This is a genomic window from Streptomyces sp. NPDC045899 (assembly GCF_056431485.1).
This window is the reverse complement of record NZ_JBWKKP010000013.1, coordinates 186048-206119: the sequence shown is the minus strand read 5'-3', so window position 1 is coordinate 206119 and position 20072 is coordinate 186048. Positions and strand designations below refer to the sequence as shown.

The 20072-nt window shown below is 70.7% G+C and carries 20 protein-coding genes, 1 tRNA gene and 1 pseudogene; 11 read left to right on the top strand and 11 right to left on the bottom strand.

Annotated features, from left to right (window positions below; all coding sequences use genetic code 11):
• The first annotated feature begins 180 nt into the window (after nt 1-180).
• Entirely contained in the window at nt 181-2415 is a 2235-nt protein-coding gene (locus tag AC07FT_RS21215; RefSeq protein ID WP_479177595.1) for a transglycosylase domain-containing protein, read from the top strand.
• A gap of 150 nt (nt 2416-2565) precedes the next feature.
• Here AC07FT_RS21215 and AC07FT_RS21210 read toward each other — a convergent pair whose 3' ends face one another.
• Nucleotides 2566-3033 carry a GatB/YqeY domain-containing protein gene (locus AC07FT_RS21210; RefSeq protein WP_471191532.1) on the bottom strand — a complete coding sequence of 156 codons (468 nt, stop codon included), beginning with the start codon at nt 3031-3033 and terminating at the stop codon, nt 2566-2568.
• Between the two features lie 77 nt (nt 3034-3110).
• Between AC07FT_RS21210 and AC07FT_RS21205 the strand changes: the two genes are divergently transcribed.
• Both AC07FT_RS21205 and AC07FT_RS21200 read left to right on the top strand, forming a co-directional pair.
• Complete coding sequence (locus tag AC07FT_RS21205) at nt 3111-4040, top strand: metallophosphoesterase (protein ID WP_254739960.1); 930 nt, start codon at nt 3111-3113, stop codon at nt 4038-4040.
• An 88-nt stretch (nt 4041-4128) separates the two neighbouring features.
• Nucleotides 4129-4202: transfer RNA gene (locus tag AC07FT_RS21200), tRNA-Pro, on the top strand.
• A 329-nt stretch (nt 4203-4531) separates the two neighbouring features.
• Here AC07FT_RS21200 and AC07FT_RS21195 read toward each other — a convergent pair.
• A complete protein-coding gene (locus AC07FT_RS21195) occupies nt 4532-4945 on the bottom strand; it encodes a hypothetical protein (RefSeq protein WP_432587614.1) in 414 nt (137 codons plus the stop codon).
• Between the two features lie 264 nt (nt 4946-5209).
• Between AC07FT_RS21195 and AC07FT_RS21190 the strand changes: the two genes are divergently transcribed.
• On the top strand, nt 5210-5575 hold the full coding sequence (locus AC07FT_RS21190; RefSeq protein WP_479177594.1) for a hypothetical protein: 366 nt from the start codon (nt 5210-5212) through the stop codon (nt 5573-5575).
• Nucleotides 5576-5586: 11 nt separating this feature from the next.
• On the opposite strand, the gene AC07FT_RS21185 is transcribed toward AC07FT_RS21190, so the two are convergent.
• The 3 genes from AC07FT_RS21185 to AC07FT_RS21175 form a co-directional block, all read right to left on the bottom strand.
• Nucleotides 5587-5991, bottom strand: a complete 405-nt coding sequence (locus AC07FT_RS21185; RefSeq protein ID WP_479177593.1) for a pyrophosphohydrolase domain-containing protein — start codon at nt 5989-5991, stop codon at nt 5587-5589.
• A 122-nt stretch (nt 5992-6113) separates the two neighbouring features.
• The gene (locus AC07FT_RS21180) at nt 6114-7376 is read right to left on the bottom strand and encodes a cation:proton antiporter (RefSeq protein WP_479177592.1); all 1263 of its coding nucleotides are present in this window, start codon (nt 7374-7376) and stop codon (nt 6114-6116) included.
• 3 nt (nt 7377-7379) lie between these two features.
• Nucleotides 7380-7850: a cation:proton antiporter regulatory subunit gene (locus tag AC07FT_RS21175; RefSeq protein ID WP_471191549.1), complete on the bottom strand. Its 471-nt coding sequence runs from the start codon at nt 7848-7850 to the stop codon at nt 7380-7382.
• Nucleotides 7851-8133: 283 nt separating this feature from the next.
• On the opposite strand from AC07FT_RS21175, the gene AC07FT_RS21170 reads away from it, so the two are divergent.
• The 3 genes from AC07FT_RS21170 to AC07FT_RS21160 all read left to right on the top strand — a co-directional run bounded on the left by AC07FT_RS21170 (nt 8134) and on the right by AC07FT_RS21160 (nt 9631).
• Entirely contained in the window at nt 8134-8556 is a 423-nt protein-coding gene (locus AC07FT_RS21170) for a hypothetical protein (RefSeq protein ID WP_479177591.1), read from the top strand.
• Between the two features lie 160 nt (nt 8557-8716).
• On the top strand, nt 8717-9139 hold the full coding sequence (locus tag AC07FT_RS21165; RefSeq protein ID WP_479177590.1) for a TOBE domain-containing protein: 423 nt from the start codon (nt 8717-8719) through the stop codon (nt 9137-9139).
• Nucleotides 9140-9205: 66 nt separating this feature from the next.
• Nucleotides 9206-9631, top strand: coding sequence for a DnaJ family domain-containing protein (locus AC07FT_RS21160; RefSeq protein WP_479177589.1), 426 nt, complete (start codon nt 9206-9208; stop codon nt 9629-9631).
• Nucleotides 9632-9667: 36 nt separating this feature from the next.
• Here AC07FT_RS21160 and AC07FT_RS21155 read toward each other — a convergent pair whose 3' ends face one another.
• Nucleotides 9668-10054 (bottom strand): VOC family protein, encoded by a 387-nt coding sequence (locus tag AC07FT_RS21155; protein WP_479177588.1) that lies wholly within the window; start codon nt 10052-10054, stop codon nt 9668-9670.
• 268 nt (nt 10055-10322) lie between these two features.
• Between AC07FT_RS21155 and AC07FT_RS21150 the strand changes: the two genes are divergently transcribed.
• On the top strand, nt 10323-11300 hold the full coding sequence (locus AC07FT_RS21150) for an ABC transporter ATP-binding protein (RefSeq protein ID WP_479177587.1): 978 nt from the start codon (nt 10323-10325) through the stop codon (nt 11298-11300).
• Nucleotides 11297-12196 (top strand): ABC transporter permease, encoded by a 900-nt coding sequence (locus AC07FT_RS21145; protein WP_479177586.1) that lies wholly within the window; start codon nt 11297-11299, stop codon nt 12194-12196. The genes AC07FT_RS21150 and AC07FT_RS21145 overlap by 4 nt, the downstream gene beginning before the upstream one ends.
• An 89-nt stretch (nt 12197-12285) precedes the next feature.
• Here the strand turns inward: AC07FT_RS21145 and AC07FT_RS21140 are convergent, their stop codons facing one another.
• Nucleotides 12286-13032, bottom strand: a complete 747-nt coding sequence (locus AC07FT_RS21140) for a VOC family protein (RefSeq protein WP_479177585.1) — start codon at nt 13030-13032, stop codon at nt 12286-12288.
• Nucleotides 13033-13328: 296 nt separating this feature from the next.
• Between AC07FT_RS21140 and AC07FT_RS21135 the strand changes: the two genes are divergently transcribed.
• Entirely contained in the window at nt 13329-14606 is a 1278-nt protein-coding gene (locus tag AC07FT_RS21135) for a cytochrome P450 (protein ID WP_432014987.1), read from the top strand.
• A 117-nt stretch (nt 14607-14723) separates the two neighbouring features.
• Here AC07FT_RS21135 and AC07FT_RS21130 read toward each other — a convergent pair whose 3' ends face one another.
• Nucleotides 14724-15098, bottom strand: a complete 375-nt coding sequence (locus AC07FT_RS21130) for a nuclear transport factor 2 family protein (RefSeq protein ID WP_479177584.1) — start codon at nt 15096-15098, stop codon at nt 14724-14726.
• A 97-nt stretch (nt 15099-15195) separates the two neighbouring features.
• On the opposite strand from AC07FT_RS21130, the gene AC07FT_RS21125 reads away from it, so the two are divergent.
• Nucleotides 15196-17160, top strand: coding sequence for a S9 family peptidase (locus AC07FT_RS21125; protein ID WP_479177583.1), 1965 nt, complete (start codon nt 15196-15198; stop codon nt 17158-17160).
• An 85-nt stretch (nt 17161-17245) separates the two neighbouring features.
• Here the strand turns inward: AC07FT_RS21125 and AC07FT_RS21120 are convergent.
• The 3 genes and pseudogenes from AC07FT_RS21120 to AC07FT_RS21110 form a co-directional block, all read right to left on the bottom strand.
• A pseudogene (locus tag AC07FT_RS21120) lies at nt 17246-17872 on the bottom strand (SURF1 family protein); the annotation flags it as partial.
• Between the two features lie 122 nt (nt 17873-17994).
• A complete protein-coding gene (locus AC07FT_RS21115) occupies nt 17995-19221 on the bottom strand; it encodes a hypothetical protein (RefSeq protein WP_479177582.1) in 1227 nt (408 codons plus the stop codon).
• Nucleotides 19218-19793, bottom strand: coding sequence for a SigE family RNA polymerase sigma factor (locus AC07FT_RS21110; RefSeq protein ID WP_254740046.1), 576 nt, complete (start codon nt 19791-19793; stop codon nt 19218-19220). The genes AC07FT_RS21115 and AC07FT_RS21110 overlap by 4 nt, the downstream gene beginning before the upstream one ends.
• Between the last annotated feature and the right edge of the window lie 279 nt (nt 19794-20072).

Sequence of the window (20072 nt, the reverse complement as noted above, 5' to 3'; positions counted from 1 at the left end):
GGGCAGTTCACCCAGGAAACAAAGGGCAGCTCAGGACAGGGGCCGCATTCCGGGCAGGTCTCATCACTCACTTGAGTGAGGGTGGGGGTGTGGCACAGCCGTGCATCTGTGGCTGGCGTGAAACAGCTTATGCGAACACGCGGTCCCCTGTCCGGCGATTCGACACGTAGGCTGCCCCCTATGGGTAACACGCGCTCGGGCGGGGGACTCTCCACTGCTCAACAGGCCGCCAAGTTCCTCGGCGTCAGCGTGCTGTCCGGTGCGGTCATGGCCGGGCTCGCGCTGCCCGCGGTCGGGGCGTTCGGCCTGGCCGCCAAGGGGACGGTCGAGGAGTTCGACGAGATTCCGGCCAATCTCAAGACTCCGCCGCTCAGCGAGCGGACCACCATCCTGGACGCCAAGGGCGGTGAGATCGCGAAGGTCTACTCGCGCGACCGCACCATCGTGAAGCTCAAGGACATCTCCCCCTACATGCGCCAGGCGATCGTCGCGATCGAGGACGCGCGCTTCTACGAGCACGGGGCGATCGACCTCAAGGGCGTGCTGCGCGCCGCGAACAGGAACGCCCAGAACGGCGGAGTCTCGCAGGGCGCCTCCACCCTCACCCAGCAGTACGTGAAGAACGTCTTCGTCGAGGAAGCGGGCAACGACGAGAAGAAGGTCGCGCAGGCCACCGAGCAGTCCATCGGCCGCAAGATCAAGGAACTGAAGTACGCGATCCAGGTCGAGAAGGAACTGGGCAAGAAGCGGATCCTCGAGAACTACCTGAACATCACCTTCTTCGGGCAGCAGGCATACGGCATCGAGGCCGCCTCCCAGCGCTACTTCAGCAAGCCCGCCAAGGACCTCGAGGTGGAGCAGGCGGCGCTGCTGGCCGGTCTCGTCCAGTCGCCCAGCCGCTATGACCCGGTGGCCAACCCGGACACGGCCAAGGCGCGGCGCGACACCGTGCTCCAGCGCATGGCCGAGGTGAAGGACATCAGCCGGGCCCAGGCCGACGCGGCCAAGAAGAAGCCGCTCGGGCTGAAGGTCAGCATGCCCCGCAGCGGCTGCATCACCGCCGTCCACGGCGCGGGCTTCTTCTGTGACTACGTCCGCGAGGTCTTCCTCAACGACCCGGTCTTCGGCAAGACCCGCGCGGCGCGCGCCAAGCGCTGGACCCAGGGCGGGCTGACCATCCGTACGACACTGGACCCGAAGGCGCAGGCGTCGGTCCAGAAGTCGATCAAGTCGCATGTCTACCAGTCCGACCGGGTCGCCACCGCCGTCTCGCTCGTCGAGCCGGGCACCGGCAAGGTGCTGGGCATGGGCCAGTCCCGGCCGTACGGCTTCGGCAAGGACGAGACGCAGATCAACCTCTCCGCGGACAAGTCCATGGGCGGCTCGAACTACGGCTTCCAGGTCGGCTCGACGTTCAAGCCGATCACCGCCGCGGCCGCGATCGAACGGGGCACGAAGCCCTACAAGCGCTACTCCTCGCCCTACAAGATGGAGTACCCGAGCCCGGTGAGCACCTGCAAGGGCTCCTGGAGCAACAGCGAGGGCGCGACCGTCGAGAACGAGAACGAGAGCGAGATCGGCCCGTACGGGATGAAGGAGGCGACCGCGAAGTCGGTCAACACCTACTTCGTCCAGCTGATCAGCGACATCGGGGTCTGCCCGGTGACCCAGCTGGCCGACAGGATGGGCATGCAGCGCGCCGACGGCAACGAGCACAACCAGGTGCCGTCGCTCACCCTCGGCACCGAGGGCTTCTCCCCGCTCACCATGGCCAACGCCTACGCGACCTTCGCCAACCGCGGCGTCCACTGCTCCCCGGTCTTCATCGAGTCGATCACCGGCCCCGGCGGCAAGGAACTGAAGGTCCCGAAGTCCACGTGCAAGCGCGCCATGTCGCAGAAGACCGCGGACACCATCAACACCCTGCTGCGCGGTGTGGTCGAGGACGGCACCGGCAAGCAGGCCGGGCTCCAGAACCGCGCGAGCGCCGGAAAGACGGGTACGACCGACGAGCGCAAGGCCGCGTGGTTCGTCGGCTACACCCCGAACCTCGCGGGCGCGGTCTGGGTCGGCGGCCCGGGCGCGGAGGGCGTCAAGATGGAGAACATCTCCATCGGCGGTGTCTTCCACGACAAGGTCTACGGCGCGGACACTCCGGGTCCGATCTGGAAGGACGCGATGAGCGGCGCCCTGGAGGGCAAGCCCGCGCCAGGCTTCGTCACCGTCCCGATCAAGGACCCGAGCGCCCATAGGCCGGACCGCCCGCGCAGGCCGGGCCATGACAAGCCGGGCCGGGGCGGCGACGACCCGTGGCCGGACATCTCCCTCCCCCCGGACCTGATCGGCGGGGGCAACGGGAACGGCGGCGGCGGAAACGGCGGTAACGGGAACGGCGGCTGGCACTGGCCGCGGTAGCGATCACTGAACGCCGGAGGGGGCCGGGCATCCACTGCCCGGCCCCCTTCCATATCCCTGCCCAGCGCGTCTGACCTTGCGAAAACCCCAGGGACAGCGCACCGGGAAGCGGACATGCCGCGGAAGCGGACATTCCGTCGGGAAGCGGTGTCAGCCCGCGAGCCGGCGCTTCACCGCGGCGGAGACACGGCCGCCGTCGGCGCGCCCCGCGACCTTGGGGTTCACGATCTTCATCACGGCGCCCATGGCCCGCGGCCCCTCGGCACCGGCGGCCGCGGCCTCACGCACGGCCTCGGCCACCAGCGCGTTCAGCTCGTCGTCCGTCAGCGGCTTCGGCAGGTACTCGGCGAGCACCTTGCCCTCGGCCTGCTCCCGCTCGGCCTGCTCGGTCCGGCCGCCCTTGGTGAAGGCGTCGGCCGCCTCACGGCGCTTCTTCGCCTCCCGCGCGACGATCTTCTCCACCTCGGCATCGGACAGCTCACGGGCGCTCTCCCCCGCGACCTCTTCCTTCTGGATCGCGGTGAGGGTCAGCCGGAGAGTGGAGGAGCGCAGCTCGTCGCGCGCCTTGATCGCTGCGGTGAGGTCGTCCTTCAGCCTGGACTTGAGCGTGGTGGTCATGGCCATGAGTCTGCCAGTACTGGCCGGGAATCACCCGAAGATTTCTCCCCCACCGCCGTTCTGCGACCATGGTGACCATGCGCGCGCGATACGGAGTACCCCTGGGAATCACGGCGGTCGGCGCCGCCGGCCTCGCCTACTCGGTCGGCTTCGAGGTCCGGTCCTTCCGCCTCCGACGGATCACGGTTCCGGTGCTCCCGAGCGGGATGCGACCGCTGCGTGTCCTCCAGGTCTCCGACATCCACATGGTGAGCGGCCAGCGCAAGAAGCAGCGCTGGCTCCAGTCCCTCGCCGGGCTCCGCCCCGATTTCGTCGTCAACACCGGCGACAACCTCTCGGACCCCGAGGGCGTCCCAGAGGTCCTGGACGCGCTGGGCCCGCTGATGGAGTTCCCCGGCGCCTATGTCTTCGGCTCCAATGACTACTACGGACCGAAACTGCGCAATCCCGCCCGCTACCTGTTGGAGAAGGCCAGCGGCCGCCACGGCCTCAATGGCAATGCCCCGGTCGTCGGCGCGATCCACAACCCCTGGTACGAGCTGCGCGACGCCTTCGACGCGGCGGGCTGGGTGGGGCTGTCGAACACCCGGGGACGGCTGAAGCTCAACGACGTCGAGATCGCCCTCACCGGCCTCGACGACCCCCACATCAAGCGCGACCACTACGCAGAGGTGGCCGGTGGCCCCGAAACGGACGCGGACCTGTCCCTGGCCGTGGTCCACGCCCCCTACCTCCGCGTCCTGGACGCCTTCACCGCCGACCGCTACCCCCTGATCCTCGCGGGCCACACCCACGGCGGCCAGCTGTGCATCCCCTTCTACGGTGCCCTGGTCACCAACTGCGACCTGGACACCCGGCGGGTCAAGGGCCTCTCCAGCCACCAGGCCGGGGGCCACACCTCCTACCTCCACGTCTCCGCGGGCTGCGGCACCAACCGCTACACCCCCATCCGCTTTGCCTGCCCCCCGGAGGCCACCCTCCTCACCCTCACCCCCCAGACCCCCTGAAACCGGACACCCCGGCCCCGACCTGCGAGAGCCCCGAAACCGGATTTCGTCTCTGGCCAGCGGTCCGCTAAAGTAGAGCTCGTTGCTTCGGGGTGTAGCGCAGCTTGGCAGCGCGCTTCGTTCGGGACGAAGAGGTCGTGGGTTCAAATCCCGCCACCCCGACTGAAGGAACAAATCAGGGCCCCTCTCCTACGAGAGGGGCCCTGACGCGTTGTACGGGAACGACGGTCTCGGGCAGCCTGGGACCGCTGCCGCTCACCACCACCCCGCGAAGACTTCCCCGCCGAAGCCGGACCGTGACATCCGCGACGGACGGCCGACCGAACGGCGACCAGCCGATGACCGCTCCGGTGCGACCGCCGCGGTGGCGGGCTGCGCAGGGAGCGGGGGATGGCCGCTCTCGACCGTGGCGGCTGCGCGGAGTCAACCACCGCGCGGGCATGAAGGGATGGGGCCCCGGCCCGGGAGGGGCCGGGGCTGCTGCTCACGGGTTACGCGGTGGGCAGCTTGCCGGCGCGGGTGTGGACCTCGCCCATGAAGTCGGAGTCACGGGAGTTGAGCCGGTAGACGTTGATCCGGACCTTGTGGCCGTCCTTCACGTTCACCTCGCAGGCCTTGTAGGAGCTGGTCTCGCAGGTGCCCTTCTTGCCGCCCGAGGTGGCGTCGTAGACCTCGGCGTAGATGTAGTGGCCGTCCTTGCTGCGGTCGTCCACGGTGACGATCTCAGGGCCGCCGGAGGAGTTCCGGGGCTCGAAGATCACCATCGCGCGCTCCTTCCCGCCCGACGAGAAGTAGTCGACCGTGTTTCCCTCGGCGTGGGCGGTGCCGACGCCTGTCACGAGCGCGAGGCCGATGGCCACCGCCGCGGTGCCGCCGATGCGGGCGAACGAGGGAAGGTGCTTCATCTCTCTCCTAGTGCTGTGTTCCGCCAAATGCAGGCGCCACCCGATCACATGGGCACAGCTGCCACCAATCTCATTTCGCTGAATCCGAGTCGGGACACCGACGCTCCTGTTGCAGAACCGGAGCAGAGAGAGTGCCGTTCCATGAACCACACGTCCGAAAGGTGGCTGTCCCCGGCCCGAGCACGCCGGATAGGAAAGGCGCAGCGCCTGGCCGGATGCCGACGACCGTCGGCGCGGACACCGGCGCCGACGAGGAGACCCGACGTGATCCGTACGCGCATCGCCAGTCTCGCCCTCCTGACCGCCGCGGTCACCGCCTTCGGGATGGGGACCGCGAGCGCCGCCCCCGGTGACACCTTCACCATGTGCGGCAGCCAGCTGACTCCCAGCGGCCATGTGGACACCCAGTGGTGGAACAGCGCGGGCTGCGGCTCGGGCAGCTTCAATCCCAACACCAAGCAGGTCAAGCAGCTCACCGGCTACCCGATCGGTACGCAGGTGAACGCGTGCGCCTCCACCTGGCCGCCCTCGGGTTGGACGATCACGAACACCTACTACAGCAGCGGCTGCCGCTATTCGGCCGTGCCCAGCTTCGACCCCAACACCTGGACGCTCCGCAGGACGTCCTGAGCGCGGGCGGATCAGCCCTCCGCGGCCCGCCAGCCCTGTTGGCGCAGTACCGCCGAGACGTCCGGCGCGCGGTAGTCGTCGCCCTTGAGGACCTTGCCGTCGGCCCGGAGGGTGGGGCGGCCGTCAGGGCCCAGTTTGGTCATATTGGCCCGGTGGATCTCGGCGATCACCGCGTCGAGGTCGATGCCGTGGACCAGGGCGGTGCCGTACGCGACGTAGACCACGTCGGCCAGTTCATGGGCGAGGTGGGCGAGGGTGCCCTCGGCGGACGCCTCGGCGACCTCGGCGAACTCCTCCGCCAGCAGGTCCTGCCGGTGGGCGGCCACGTCGGCGGGGACCGCGGTGGGGGTCGTCCGGGCGTCGAGACCGAAAGCCAGGTGGAATGCGCGGACCAGATCGGCGGGAGAACGATGCACCCGCCGATCGTACGCGGCGGGGCCGGAACGGGGTCTGGATCAGCTCCCGTTCCGGCCCCGGTCGTGTCCGGGCTCCGGCCGCGTCCAGGGCCGGGCCCGTTCCGCTCGGTCCCCGGCCCCGTTCAGGGGCGGCCGAGCGAGTCGTACTCGTCCGCCACCGCCTCCCCGGGCTCCTCCGCCACGGCCGCGGCACCGCCCTCGGGCGCCACCACCGCGCGTCGCGCCGCGCGGCGGGCGCTCAGAAGGGAGACCAGGGGTTCGGTGCCACGGGCGGTGATCGGGCCGAGCACCACCAGGATCAGCACGTACGCCGTGGCCAGCGGTCCGAGCGACGGCTCGATCCCCGCGGTGACCGCGAGCCCGGCGATCACGATGGAGAACTCACCACGGGCGACCAGCGTGCCACCGGCCCGCCAGCGGCCGCGGGAAGAGATCCCGGCCCGCCGGGCCGCCCAGTACCCGGTGGCGATCTTCGTGCAGGCGGTGACGACGGCCAGCAGCAGCGCGGGCAGCAGCACCGGCGGAATGCTGGCGGGGTCGGTGTGCAGACCGAAGAAGACGAAGAAGACGGCGGCGAACAGATCCCGCAACGGACTGAGCAGATTGTGTGCTCCTTCGGCCACCTCTCCGGAGAGCGCGATACCGACCAGGAACGCCCCGACAGCCGCCGACACCTGGAGCTGCTGGGCGATTCCGGCCACCAGCAGGGTCAGGCCCAGCACCACCAGCAGCAGCTTCTCGGGGTCGTCACTGGAGACGAAGCGGGAGATGACCCGGCCGTACCGGACGGCCAGGAAGAGCACCAGTCCGGCGACGCCGAGGGCGACGGCCAGGGTCGCGCTGCCCGCGGCCAGGCCCGCCCCGGCCAGCAGGGCGGTGACGATCGGCAGATAGACGGCCATGGCCAGGTCCTCGAGGACCAGGATGCTGAGGATCACCGGGGTTTCGCGGTTGCCGAGACGGCCCAGGTCCCCGAGGACCTTGGCGATCACCCCCGAGGACGAGATCCAGGTGACTCCGGCCAGTACCACCGCGGCCACCGGCCCCCAGCCCAGCAGCAGGGCCATGGCGGCGCCGGGCAGTGCGTTGAGCGCGGCGTCGACCAGCCCGGCCGGGTACTGCGTCTTGAGGTTGCTGACCAGATCACTGGCGGTGTACTCGAGTCCGAGCATCAGCAGGAGCAGGATGACGCCGATCTCGGCGCCGATCGCGACGAACTCCTCGCTCGCGCCGAGCGGCAGCAGTCCGCCCTTGCCGAAGGCCAGACCGGCGAGCAGATAGAGCGGGATCGGGGAGAACTGGAGCCGTCCGGCCAGCCGTCCCAGCAGGCCGAGGCCCAGGATGACCGCACCGAACTCGATGAGGAAGACGGCGGAGGAATGCACGGATCACTCCCGTCCGAGTATCGCCGCGGCCGTCTCCACGCCTTCGCGGGTGCCGATCACGATCAGGATGTCCCCGCCCGCCAGCCGGAAGTCGGGGGTGGGGGACGGGATGGCGCCGGAGCGGCGCAGCACGGCGACGATCGAGGCGCCGGTCTCGGTCCGCATCCGGGTCTCGCCGAGCACCCGGCCGTTCCAGTACGAGGCCGAGGCCAGCTCGATCCGCTCGGCCACCAGGCCGAGTTCGGTGGTGGAGAGCAGGTTCGGGCTGTGGTGGGTCGGCATCAAGGCATCGACGAGCGATTCCGCTTCCTCGGCCGTCAGTCGGGTGGACAGTGCGCAGGCGTCCGGGTCCTCCTTCCGGTACGCGCTGAGCGTGCGCCCGCCGTCACGATGCGCGATCACCGACAGACGGCGGCGTTCTCGCGTCGTCAGGTCGTAGCGCACACCGATCCCCGGCAACGGCGTACTGCTCATCCGCGGAGCGCCCACAGCTGATCCTCCTCCTTGCCGCGCCCTCGGCGCGGAGCCGTTTCTGCCATCCTGGCGAATGGTAAAGAATACGTAATGGCGCGACGGTGGCCAGGTCCGATGACAGCGCTCCGGCGCGGCCGCGTCACGGCAGTGGTCGGATTCCGGGCGCTTCCGGGCCCCTGGAGTGATTGGCTGTCGAGAGCGGCCAGGGACGGGCGCGGCGGTGACGGGCGCGGCTGCCCGCCGGCAAGCCATCGGGCGGCGAGCCATGAGGAGGGCGGTGACCATGATCGAGTGGAGGCATCTCAGCTCCGGTGTACGGCCCGTCCCCCAGCCCGTCGCCACCCCGGTGATCTGGATCGCCGCGTTCGTCGGAGCGCTGCTGCTGGTGGCGGTGGTGAACTTCCTGGGCGGTCACGGCCGCCCAGGCTTCGCGCTGATCGCGCTGTCGCTGCTGGCCGCGCTGCTGGGGCTGTGCGCGCGGTTCGTGGCGGCACCGGGCACGGCGGCCCTGTGCTGGCTCTTCCTCAACGCCTTCGCCATCCCGCCGTCGGGGGAGCTGACCTGGGCCCAGGGCCGCGATACCGGCTGGCTCGCCTGTCTGCTCGCCGCGGCTGTCGCCGGAACGGCCCTCGCCCGGATCGTCAACGCCCGCGCCGGGTACCGCCGGATCACTCCCCACGGGCACGGCACCTGGCCGTCCGACTGACGCCGTGTCCGGCCGCGGGCCGGTCCGGGCACCCCCCCGGTCCGCGTACACCGCGTCGCATCCCTCCGGATGCGCGGAGGGATGCCTAGGGTGGGGCCGTCAGCGGAGATCGCCACGGAGGTTCTCCCGGCCTTCGACTCCGCTTCCGGAGTGGTGACCCATGAGCCTCAGCATCCGCAATCAACTCCCCGCCACCGTCGTCGCCGTGACCTCCGGCGAGGCCATGGCAACGGTCCAGAGCCGACTGGACGGTGGCCAGGTGGTGACGGCCGCGGTGACCCTGGGCGCCGTCGAGGAACTCGGTATCGCCGAAGGGTCCCGGGTCACGGCGCTGGCCAAGGCCACCGAGGTCGCGCTGGCCACCGGCGAGGTGTCGGGGCTCAGCATCCGCAACCGGCTGCCGGGCACGGTCGCCCGGCTCGTGCTCGGGGCGGCCATGGCCACCGTGGTGATCACGCTCGACGGGGGCGGGGAACTGACGGCCGCCATCACCCAGGACGCGGCGCGGGACCTCGGTCTCGCCGAAGGCACCCAGGTCACCGCACTGATCAAGTCGACCGAGCTGTCGCTCGCCACCGCGTAGCGCGGCTGTCCACCGTCTCACCCCGGCCATGGCGCACGGCCGCCGGTGCGAGGGACACTGGGCCATATGACCGAGCGCAAGCCACCAGGCGTCAGCTTCGAGACATGGGCGGACCGGCAGATCCGCGAGGCGGAGGAGCGCGGTGACTTCTCCGATCTGCCGGGATTCGGAAAGCCGCTCCCCAACCTCGACCGCCCGTATGACGAGTTGTGGTGGGTCAAGGAGAAGATGCACCGCGAGAACCTCTCCTTCCTGCCGCCGACGCTCGTGCTGCGCAAGGAAGCCGAGGACGCGCTCGCGGCGGCCGCCGAGGCCCCGTCGGAGCGTGCGGTGCGGGAGTTGCTCGCAGGGGTCGACGAGAAGATCCGCGAGGCGATCCGCCGGCCGCCGCCGGGCCCACCGCTCAATCTGGCGCCCATCGACATCGATGAGGTCGTCAGGGAGTGGCGGGAACGGCGCGCGGCCGGCGGAAGCGGCGATCCGGCCGACTAGTCGGGCGGCGGGACGGTCGCACCGCTTTCCGTCCCCCTACGCCTCGGTGTCGTACGGCTGGGTGATGATCTCCATCCCATGACCGGACGGGTCCATGAAGTACAGCCCGCGCCCGCCGTAATGGTGGTTGATCTCGCCCGGCTGCTGCTGGCGCGGATCGGCGTAGTAGGTGATGCCCTGCTCCCGGATCCGGGCGAACGCCGCGTCGAACTCCGCGTCGGAGATGAGGAACGCGTAGTGCTGCATGGTGATGGACTCGGCCGGAACGGTCGCGAAGTCCAGGGTGACGCTGTTGCTGGTCTGCACCGGGATGAACGGGCCCCATTCGGCACCGACCTCGAGGTCCAGGATGTTCGCCAGGAATTCGGCGGATTCCCGCTTGTCGCGGGCGTGGATGATCGTGTGGTTCAGCTCGACTGACACGGTGGAATGCCTCCGTAAGGCAATCTCACGGGCACCTCCATGCCTCACCCAACCGGTGACCGACACGCGATGCCGTGTCTTCGATCCTAGGCGGCACCGATCTCCCGCGTCGAGGCCATGACCAACGGTGACCGATTCCCGCGCTCCGTAGTCCTGCCGCATTCGTATGACCTGCCCGGCGCGTGAGCGCGTCGCGCCCGGGTACTCCCGAAGAGTCCGCTTCTTCCCCCAGTACGCCTCACCGCCCTTCCGCACCATCGGGAGCACCATGGCGACGATCGAGAACACCCGTCGCCCCGAGACGGTCATCCACACCGCCGGGCTGACCAAGATCTATCCCCATACGGACTTCGCCGCCGTGGACGGGCTGGATCTGGAGGTGTACCACGGCGAGATCTTCGGGCTGCTCGGCCCCAATGGAGCGGGCAAGACCACCACGGTCGGGATGCTCACCACACGGGTCGTCCCCACGGCCGGTTCGGCGTACATCGGCGACATCGACGTGATCGCGCATCCCGCGCTGGCCAAGCAGGTCATCGCCGTCGTGACCCAGCAGAACACCCTGGACCGCTCGCTCACCGTCTGGGAGAACCTCTACTTCCACGGGCTGCTGTTCGGGATGTCCGGCAAGCGGTCGCGCCAGGTGGCCGACCGGCTGCTGGAGCAGTTCCGGCTGTCGAGATGGGCCTCGTCCTCGGTGTACGCGCTGTCCGGCGGGATGGCGCAACGGCTGATGGTGGCCCGCGCGATCTTCCACCGCCCGGCCGTGCTCTTCCTCGACGAGCCGAGCGCGGGTCTCGATCCACAGAGCAGGCTGGCGCTGTGGGAGATCCTGGACCGGTTGATCGCCGACGGTCAGACCATCCTGCTGACCACGCACAACATGGACGAGGCCGATCAGCTCTGTGACCGGGTGGCCATCATCGATCACGGCCGGGTGCTCGCCCTGGGTACCCCCGCGGCACTCAAGCAGAGCGTGGACGTCGACACCGTCGTGACCGTCATGGCGCACGGTGACACGGACGCGCTCGGTGAGCTGCTGACCCACGACATCGCCGAGGTGGTCCGGGTCCGGCCGGTGGAGGGCGGGGTCGAACTCCAGGTCAAGGGCAATGACCGGCTGCTGCCCCGCATCGTCAACTCCGCGGAGAACGGCGGCTTCCGGCTGATCGACCTGTCCGTCAGCGCGTCCTCGCTGGAGACCGTGTTCATCTCGCTGACCGGAAAGGAGCTGAGGGACGAATGACCTCGGCGGGCGGGCGCCCCCTTTCCACCGCCGGTCCTCCGGAGGGCCCCATCGCCGTACGTCCCTGCCGGTCCGCGGCGGCCGCCAGCCGTTCCGCCCTGGCCGCGCTCATCCGCCGGGACTTCACCGTCCTGATGAAGAACTTCGGCGAATTCGTCGGCCGCACGCTGATGCAGCCGTTCCTCCTCGTCTTCGTCTTCCTCTATGTCTTCCCCACCATCGGACAGGGCATCGGCTCCAGCGGCGGCAGTGCCGGGGAATCCGCGTTCGCCACCGTCCTCGTGCCGGGGGTGGTCTCGATCGCCATCATGTTCCAGGGAATCCAGTCGGTGGCGATCCAGATGTCGCAGGAATTCGGCTTCACCCGGGAGATAGAGGACCGGGTCCAGGCTCCCTGTCCGATCTGGCTGGTGGCGGTCGCGCGGGTGCTCTCCGGCGCGGCCCAGGGGCTGATCTCGGCGATCCTCGTCTTCCCGATCGCGGCGGTGGTGCACGCGCCCGGGGTCCACGCCGACCTGGAGGTCCACTGGTGGGTCGTGGTCACCCTGATCCCGCTGGCCTGTATCGCGATGACCTCGCTGGGGCTGCTGCTCGGCACCTCGTTCGAGCCGCAGAACATCGGGGTCATGTTCGGGTTCATCGTGCTGCCGCTGGTGTTCCTCGGGGGCACCTACTACCAGTGGACCAAGCTGTCCCTCGTCCACGTCGGCGGATTCCACTGGCTCCAGATCCTGGTGCTGGTGAATCCGCTGATCTACATCACCGAGGGAATGCGCGCGGGACTCACCCACGCATCCCATATGCCGCTCTATGTGGTCTATCCGGTCCTGGTGGGATTCTGTGTCGCCTTCCTCGGCTTCGGTCTCCGGAATTTCCGGCGCCGGGTGCTGTCGTGATCACGCGCGCCGCCCACGGCCGAACGCACCCGCGCCGGCCGCGTCAGCCGCGCGGGGCCGGCGCCGCGTCAGCCGCGCGGGTGCCCGTGTCAGCCGCGCGGGAGGGCCGCCACGCTGAAGAGCCCGCCCTCCGTATCCCGCAGCGCCGCGATCCGCCCGTAGGGGCCGTCGGCCGGCGGGGAGATCACCCCGCCGCCGAGTTCCAGTGTGCGGGCGGCCACCGCGTCGACATCGGCCACCTGGAAGTAGACGTGCCAGCGCGGCCGGACGTTCGGATCGGGCGCGGCCTCCAGGGCACCGCCGCGCAGCCCCGCCACCGCCTTGCCGTCGATGTGCAGCACCACCCGGTCGTGCTCGAACCGCACGTCGACCCGCTCCCGCTGCTGTGCGTCCCAGCCGAAGACCTGGCCGTAGAAGAGCGCGGCGTCGAACGCGTCCCGGGTGCGCAGTTCCAGCCATACGGGCGCCCCCGGACGGCGCTCGCCCCACCAGGCGGAGGTGAGGTCGCCCTCCCAGATGCCGAAGACCGCGCCCGCCGGGTCGGCCGCCCAGGCCACCCGGCCGCTGCCGAACTCCAGCGGCCCGACCGCGACCGTACCGCCGCGCTCCTGGGCGCGCCGGGCCACCTCATCCGCACTGTCGGCAGCGAAGTACGTGGTCCAGGTGACCGGGAGGGTCATTCCCCCGGACGGTGACGACGCCCCGATGCCCACGGTCGGTACGCCGCCCTCGGTGTAGGCGATGGTGTAGCGGCCGTGGCCCTGCCGGGTCGGCCGGAAGCCCCAGCCGAAGAGATCGCCGTAGAAGGCGTGCGCGCGGTCCGGATCGGCCGCCATGAGGCTGACCCAGCACGGTGCCCCCTGGACAGCGCGGAATCTCTCCCGCAAGGCCGCTCACCTCACTCCGCCGTTCCGCTGTGCTCCACTGCCGACGTCATCCGCGCACACCTCATGGCACGGGCACCACGCCCGCTATCTCCACTTTCCTCCGGATCGGCGGACCTCGCCACCGCGCGGCCGGGACGCGGGGCACCAGGGCCGGACGGGTCCAGGTGGCGTTGTGGCGTATCCCACCGGTACGGGCTGGGCGCCGGGGGACAGTCGCCCAGTGGCGGCAGGGCAGTATTGCGCCCATGTCGAATCTCCGCTCAAACATCGTCGCCTGGCTGGGTCGCAAGTATTTTTCGAGGATTCACAGGAACGGCTTCGACCTGTCCAAGATGTCGTTTCTCCCGGACGCCACCCTGGCCCCGCTGAGGCGCGATGGACTCGACCCCGTTGCCGATCTGGCCCGGACCAGGGCGAAGGAGCCCATCAGCAAACTCCCCCTGCCTTTTGGGATAAATGCCTGGCTTGTCACTGGATATGACGAGACCAAGGCCGTACTGGGGAAGGCGAAGGGGTTCAGCTCCGATTTCACCAACCTCGCGGAACGGAACATCGGGGTCGCTCCCCAGCAGAATCCGGGAGGTCTCGGCTTCAGCGATCCACCGGTGCATACGAGACTGCGACGCCTGCTGACGCCGGAGTTCACCATGCGGCGGCTCAGCAGGCTCACCCCGCGCATCCACGCGATCGTGGAGGAGCGCCTGGACGAGATGGCCGCCGCGGAGGGGCCCGTGGACCTGGTGGAGGCGTTCGCGCTGCCCATTCCGGCCCTGGTCATATGCGAGTTGCTGGGCGTTCCCTACGAGGACCGGGAGGACTTCCAGCGGCACAGCACCGCGCGGTTCGACCTGTTCGGCGGGGCGAACGCCTCCTTCGGCGCGATGTCCGACCAGCTCTCCTATCTGCACGGCATCGTCCGCAAGCAGCGCGAGACGCCGGGTGACGGACTGCTCGGCATGCTGGTGAAGGAGCACGGTGACGAGCTGGACGACCAGGAACTCGCGGGCCTGGCGGACGGTGTGCTGACCGGCGGTCTGGAGACGACCGCGAGCATGCTGGCGCTCGGCACGCTCATCCTGCTCCAGGCGCCCGACCAGTTCGCCGCGATGCGCGACCAGGACGAGATGGTCGACCGGTTCGTGGAGGAGCTGCTGCGCTATCTCACCGTGGTGCAGGTGGCGTTCCCGCGCTTCGCCCGCGAGGACATGGAGATCGGGGGCACCAGGATTGCCGCCGGCGACCTGGTGCTGTGCTCGCTCAGCGGCGCCAACCGTGACGAGCAGCTGGGCCCGGACATGGAACGGGTCGATCCGCACCGGCAGACCTCGTCCCACCTGGCCTTCGGCTACGGCATCCACCGCTGCATAGGCGCCGAGCTGGCCCGGATGGAACTCCGCGCCGCCTACCCCGCGTTGGTGCGGCGCTTCCCGGAGATGCGACTGGCGGTCCCGGCGGAGCAGCTGTCGTTCCGGAAGCTGTCCATCGTCTACGGCGTGGACGAACTGCCGGTCGTGCTGCGGTAACCGCCGTGGCGGGGCACCGGAGGCACCCCGGCGGGCGGACGGTCGGGAACGAACGGGAAGGGACGACGGGGAGGAAGCGAAAGGGGCGCCGGGGAACGGGAGGGCCGGGGACGGGAGTCAGAAACGCTCGGCCATCTGCTCGCGCTCCAGCGGGGGTTCGAAGGGCACGGCCCAGAAGTCGGTGACGGTCTGGATCCGGCCGTCCGGCGCGGTGGTGAAGAAGCTGATCCCCTGCGTCTCCTCCTCGTCCATCGTGAAGCGGACCCAGGAGACCGCCTGGGTGCTGTCGGCGACGACGCGCTCGACCTCCAGGCTCCACTCCCCCAGGTGCTCGGCGTTGAAGCGGACGACCCCGTCGCGGCCGGCCACGCGTTCGCGGGTCTGCGGCAGCTCGTAGCGGACGTCGTCGGCGAGCGTGGCCCCGAACGCCCGCCAGTCCCTGGCCTGGGCCGTTGCCCAGTACGTCTCCACGGTCGCGCTTATGTCGCCCATCAGTCCCCCTCCATGGCTGTGCTGCCGTGCGTCCCCGTCGCGAACGTTATCCACAGGCGCAGGGGGATGCCAGCGCGGATCCCCCGGGCGGCGCAGAATGGGGGGCATGACTGAGAGCACGGAGTCCATGCCGGACTGGGAGAAGCGCTTCCGGGCGCCGCGAGTGAGCCTGCCCGACTGGGCCGAGGACGCCCCGGACCGCTCGCTGTTCATCTCGAACGCCACGGGGACGTACGAGCTGTACGCGTGGGACCGGGCCACCGGCGCCCAGCGGCAGGTGACGGACCGGCCGAACGGGACGACGGACGGGGTGCTGACCCCGGACGGGCAGTGGATCTGGTGGTTCTCGGACACCGACGGCGATGAGTTCGGGGTATGGCTGCGGCAGCCGTTCGGCGGCGGCGCGGACGGGGAGCGGGCCGATGAGCCCGCGGCGCCCGGCCTCGAGCCCTCTTATCCGGCCGGGCTGGTGCTGGGCCGGGACGGCACGGCGGTCATCGGCCGGTCCACCGACGAGGAGGGCTCCACGATCCATGTGGTGCGGCCGGGGGCGGCTCCGGAGGAGATCTACCGCCACCGGGAGTCCGCCGGGGTGGGCGACCTCTCCCACGACGGTTCGCTGATCGCGATCGAGCACACCGAGCACGGTGACGCGATGCACTCGGCGGTCCGGGTCGTGCGGCGGGACGGCACGGCGGTGGCCGAGCTGGACGACACCAAGGGCGGCACCGAGGAGCTGGGGCTGTCGGTGATGGGCTTCGCACCGGTCGCGGGCGACACCCGGCTGCTGATCGGCCACCAGCGGCGCGGCCGCTGGGAGCCCATGGTGTGGGACCCGCTGACCGGCCGGGAGACGGCGCTGGCGATCGATCTGCCGGGCGATGTCGGGGCGGACTGGTTCCCGGACGGTTCGGCGCTGCTGATCGACCACAGCCACCAGGCGCGCGGTGAGCTGTGGCGGTACGACCTCGGCTCCGGTGAGCTGACCCGGATCGAGACGCCGGCGGGCACGATCTCGGGCGCCTCGGCGCGGCCGGACGGCGCGGTGGAGTTCCTGTGGTCCTCGGCCGAGCAGCCGCCGCGGGTGCGCTCCACGAGCGGGCGGACCGTGCTGGACCCGCCGGGGTTCAAGGCCCCGGTCTCGGTGGCGGTCGGCGACGCATGGGTGGACGGCCCCGGCGGGCGGGTGCACGCGCTGGTGCAGAAGCCCGCGGGCGAGGGTCCCTTCCCCACCGTCTTCGACATCCACGGTGGGCCCACCTGGCACGACAGCGACGCGTTCGCGGCCGGTCCGGCGGCCTGGGTGGACCACGGCTTCGCCGTGGTCCGGGTCAACTACCGCGGTTCCACGGGGTACGGACGGGCGTGGACGGACGCCCTCAAGCACCGGGTCGGGCTGATCGAGCTGGAGGACATCGCGGCGGTCCGCGAGTGGGCGGTGGCCTCCGGGATCGCCGACCCCGAGCGGCTGGTGCTGGCGGGCGGCTCCTGGGGCGGCTATCTCACCCTGCTCGGACTGGGCACTCAGCCCGAGGCGTGGGCGGTGGGGCTGGCCGCGGTCCCGGTCGCCGACTACGTCACGGCCTACCACGACGAGATGGAGGCCCTGAAGGCGATGGACCGCACCCTGCTCGGCGGCACCCCGGAGGAGGTGCCGGAGCGGTTCCGGGCGTCCTCCCCGCTGACCTATGTCGACGAGGTGCGGGCGCCGGTCTACATCTCCGCGGGGGTCAACGATCCGCGCTGCCCGATACGGCAGATCGACAACTACGTGGAGCAGCTGGAGCGGCGCGGCGCCCCGCACGAGGTGTACCGCTATGACGCGGGACACGGCTCGCTGGTCGTCGAGGAGCGGATCAAGCAGCTGCGGCTGGAGATCGAGTTCGCCCAGCGCCATCTGGCGCCCTGGCCGGGCTCCCCGGCGGGCGCTAGCGCGTCGGCTTCTCCGCGGGAGTCCGCTCCGGCGGGTCCGACGGGGTCCGCTCAGGCCGCGGTGCCGGGGACGGCGTCGGCTGCGTCGGCTGCGACGGCTCCGACGGCTCCGACGGCTCCGAGGGGATGAGGCCGAGCGCGAGGTCGCGGGCGGTCTCGGCCTCGCGCCGGAACAGCCGGAACCACATGAAGACCACGAAGCCCGCGAAGACGAACCACTCACCGGTGTAGCCCAGGTTCTGGAACGCCTTGAGGTCCAGTCCGGTGCCCTCCGCCACGACGGGGGGCACCGGCTCCAGGGCCCCGGGCGCCTCGGTGGCGGTGATCCAGGCGTCGTACACCCCGTACGGCACCAGATTCACCAGGGAGGCCGCGCTGATCATGCCCAGCTGGCCCTTCGGGAGCCCGCCGGAGCCCGTTCCGCCGGAGCCCTGGTGCTCGGTGGCCTGGAGCGCCCCGGTGACCGTCACCTCACCGGCCGGGGGCGCGGGCACCTTCGCCGTGGCGGCCTTGCTGTCGGCGTCCCCGGGAAGCCAGCCGCGGACCACGGGCAGCGCCTTGCCCCCGTCGGTGCGCAGCAGGGTCAGTACATAGAAGCCGTCGCGGTCGTCCAGCCGCCGGTCGGGCACGAGGAGTTGGTGCTCGGTGTCATACCGTCCGGTGGCGGTCGCCCGCCGCCCCGCGGTGTCCTGGCTGACGGGCAGCAGCTCCCCCACCGGCCGGGCCGCGGCGCGCTCGGCGCCGGACGCCCGGTCCTCCTGCTGCTCATGGGTGTCGACACGCGCCTCGAAGCGGCTGAGCTGCCAGCTGCCCATGAACAGGCAGAACGGGATCGCCAGCACGGTGAAGACGTTGATCACCCACCAGCGGGGCGTCAGCAGAAACCGATACACACCACCACGGTACGGGCCCCCGGGTACGCGTCCGGCGCCGCCCCCGGCTCCGGGGGCGGCCCTCGGAGCCGCTACGAGGCGGCCAGCAGACCGGTGCTGTAGACGGTCCCCGCGCAGGCGCCGCTGACGGTCACCGATCCGGCCGCCGGTTCGCCCGCCTCCGGCGTATAGCTGACCAGCACACTCGCGGCCGGTGGTTCACCGTCGCCCGGGGTACCGCCGGGCTCTCCCGTGCCGGGGTCGTCCTGGGGCGAGCCCTCCGGGTCGGAGCTCGGCTCGGGGGACGAGGGGTCGCCGCCGCTGGAACAGCCGCTGGTCCCCCCTCCCGACGCCGGGATCCAGGCGAACCGCACCTCGTAGGCCTGGCCCGGCTGGAGGATCAGGGTGCCCGGCTGGGTGGCGGGGTCGGGCAGCTCGGAGGCCGCGTCGCCCGCCGTGTGGGCGACCTGGAAGACGCGCGCCTGGTCCGCGCCGCCCTGTGCGCTCGGGGTGACGGTGCCGCCGCCCTCGACCGTGCACGCCTGGTCCGAGACGTTCGAGACGCGGAACGAGCCGTAGACCCGGCCCTCGGCGTCCGCGGTCCCGGCCGTCCCCGCACCGCTGCTGAGCTGGGTACGGGTGCAGGTGGGCGAGGTGGCGTTCAGCGTGTCCGAGGGGTCCGGCGCGGTACCGCCCGAGTCGCCCTCCGGGTCCTTGGTCGGCTTGTCCTTCTTGTCGCCGTGGCGCCGGTCGTGCTTGTCCGTCTCGACGCTGTCGGACGGCTTGTCGGGGTCCTGGCCGCCGCTGCCGCCGCCACGCTGGCCCCCGGCGGTCCCCGGGGTGCGGTGGCTGCTGGACGCGTTGGCCGGGCGGTCGTCCCCGCCGCCGGTGGTCGCGACGTGGACCAGCGCCGGAATGGCGGCACCGCCGAGCACCACCGCCGCCACGGCCCCCACGAGGGCCTGACGGCGCCGGGTGCGGCGGACGGGCACGGCGCGCCGCAGATGCTCCAGGGAGTCGCGTGAGGGCGCGAGGTCGTCGACCGCGCGGTGCATCAGCAGTCGCAGCGCGACTTCGTCCGTGTCGTCGGAGCCGGGACCGCCGAGCGGGGACCCACCGGCCTCCGACCCACCTGCGCCGTCCGCGTCACTCGCGGCCTCCGGGCCGTCCGCACCGTCGGCGTCGGGCGCGTCGGCGTCGGGTGCGTCGGCGCGCGGCGCGGTCTCGTCCGCCGTCACATCATCGGGCTCGGGCCCGGGCCCGTGTCCGTCCCGCCGGTCGGGGTTCCCCGGGTCCGGCTTCCGTGTGCTGTCGTTCATGCCGGAGCCTCCATGGCGACGCGAAGCGCCGCGATGCCACGCGAACCGTACGCCTTGACCGAGCCGAGAGATATCCCCAGCGTCTCGGCCACCTGGGCCTCGGTCATATCGGCGAAGTAGCGCAGCACGAGGACCTCGCGCTGGCGGCGCTGCAGTCCTCTCATCGCCTTGATCAGTTGGTCGCGCTCAAGCTGTTCGTACGCCCCTTCCTCGGCACTGGCCATATCGGGCATCGGCTTCGAGAGCAGCTTCAGCCCGAGGATGCGGCGGCGCAGCGCGGAGCGGGAGAGGTTGACGACCGTCTGCCGCAGATAGGCGAGGGTCTTCTCGGGGTCCCGGACTCTCTTGCGCGCCGAGTGAACACGGATGAACGCCTCCTGCACGACGTCCTCGCAGGACGCGGTGTCGTCGAGCAGGAGCGCGGCGAGACCCAGCAGCGACCGGTAATGGGCGCGGTAGGTCTCGGTGAGGTGATCGACTGTGGTGCCCGCTGCCATCGCGTCGTCAGTGTCCTCGCGCCCCGTCGTGATGTGCGCGGGGCGAGCAGCCGGCCATGGCGCGATCACCGGCATACCGCTCGGCGAGCGCCGCCGCGGGGGTTGAACCGCCGCGCCGCCGCGCCCAGGAACCGTTGCGATGCCGAATACCTCTGCCACGTCTGTTGGACACGCTGCCCCCTGTCAGGGTTGTACGCGAGAGGCACTGCGTTTGACGATGCATCGAATGCCCCCATACGCACCAACTCTTCCCCTATGCCCCGGTTTTCCACAGCGCCCCGCCAAAGGGCGGCTGGAAAGACGCTCCCCGCACACCGCGGGTTGCGGCGTGCGGGGAACGAATTCGCCTGCCAT

Bases quoted from the DNA above. Each gene is read 5' to 3' on its own strand.
- AC07FT_RS21130 (WP_479177584.1), bottom strand. From the start codon at position 15,098: ATGGGCGACATAAGCGCGACCGTGGAGACGTACTGGGCAACGGCCCAG.
- AC07FT_RS21195 (WP_432587614.1), bottom strand. From the start codon at position 4,945: ATGAAGCACCTTCCCTCGTTCGCCCGCATCGGCGGCACCGCGGCGGTG.
- AC07FT_RS21205 (WP_254739960.1), top strand. From the start codon at position 3,111: ATGCGCGCGCGATACGGAGTACCCCTGGGAATCACGGCGGTCGGCGCC.
- AC07FT_RS21210 (WP_471191532.1), bottom strand. From the start codon at position 3,033: ATGACCACCACGCTCAAGTCCAGGCTGAAGGACGACCTCACCGCAGCG.
- AC07FT_RS21115 (WP_479177582.1), bottom strand. From the start codon at position 19,221: ATGAACGACAGCACACGGAAGCCGGACCCGGGGAACCCCGACCGGCGG.
- AC07FT_RS21140 (WP_479177585.1), bottom strand. From the start codon at position 13,032: ATGGCGGCCGATCCGGACCGCGCGCACGCCTTCTACGGCGATCTCTTC.
- AC07FT_RS21165 (WP_479177590.1), top strand. From the start codon at position 8,717: ATGAGCCTCAGCATCCGCAATCAACTCCCCGCCACCGTCGTCGCCGTG.
- AC07FT_RS21175 (WP_471191549.1), bottom strand. From the start codon at position 7,850: ATGAGCAGTACGCCGTTGCCGGGGATCGGTGTGCGCTACGACCTGACG.
- AC07FT_RS21145 (WP_479177586.1), top strand. From the start codon at position 11,297: ATGACCTCGGCGGGCGGGCGCCCCCTTTCCACCGCCGGTCCTCCGGAG.
- AC07FT_RS21150 (WP_479177587.1), top strand. From the start codon at position 10,323: ATGGCGACGATCGAGAACACCCGTCGCCCCGAGACGGTCATCCACACC.
- AC07FT_RS21125 (WP_479177583.1), top strand. From the start codon at position 15,196: ATGGGGGGCATGACTGAGAGCACGGAGTCCATGCCGGACTGGGAGAAG.
- AC07FT_RS21215 (WP_479177595.1), top strand. From the start codon at position 181: ATGGGTAACACGCGCTCGGGCGGGGGACTCTCCACTGCTCAACAGGCC.
- AC07FT_RS21110 (WP_254740046.1), bottom strand. From the start codon at position 19,793: ATGCCGGTGATCGCGCCATGGCCGGCTGCTCGCCCCGCGCACATCACG.
- AC07FT_RS21160 (WP_479177589.1), top strand. From the start codon at position 9,206: ATGACCGAGCGCAAGCCACCAGGCGTCAGCTTCGAGACATGGGCGGAC.
- AC07FT_RS21135 (WP_432014987.1), top strand. From the start codon at position 13,329: ATGTCGAATCTCCGCTCAAACATCGTCGCCTGGCTGGGTCGCAAGTAT.
- AC07FT_RS21170 (WP_479177591.1), top strand. From the start codon at position 8,134: ATGATCGAGTGGAGGCATCTCAGCTCCGGTGTACGGCCCGTCCCCCAG.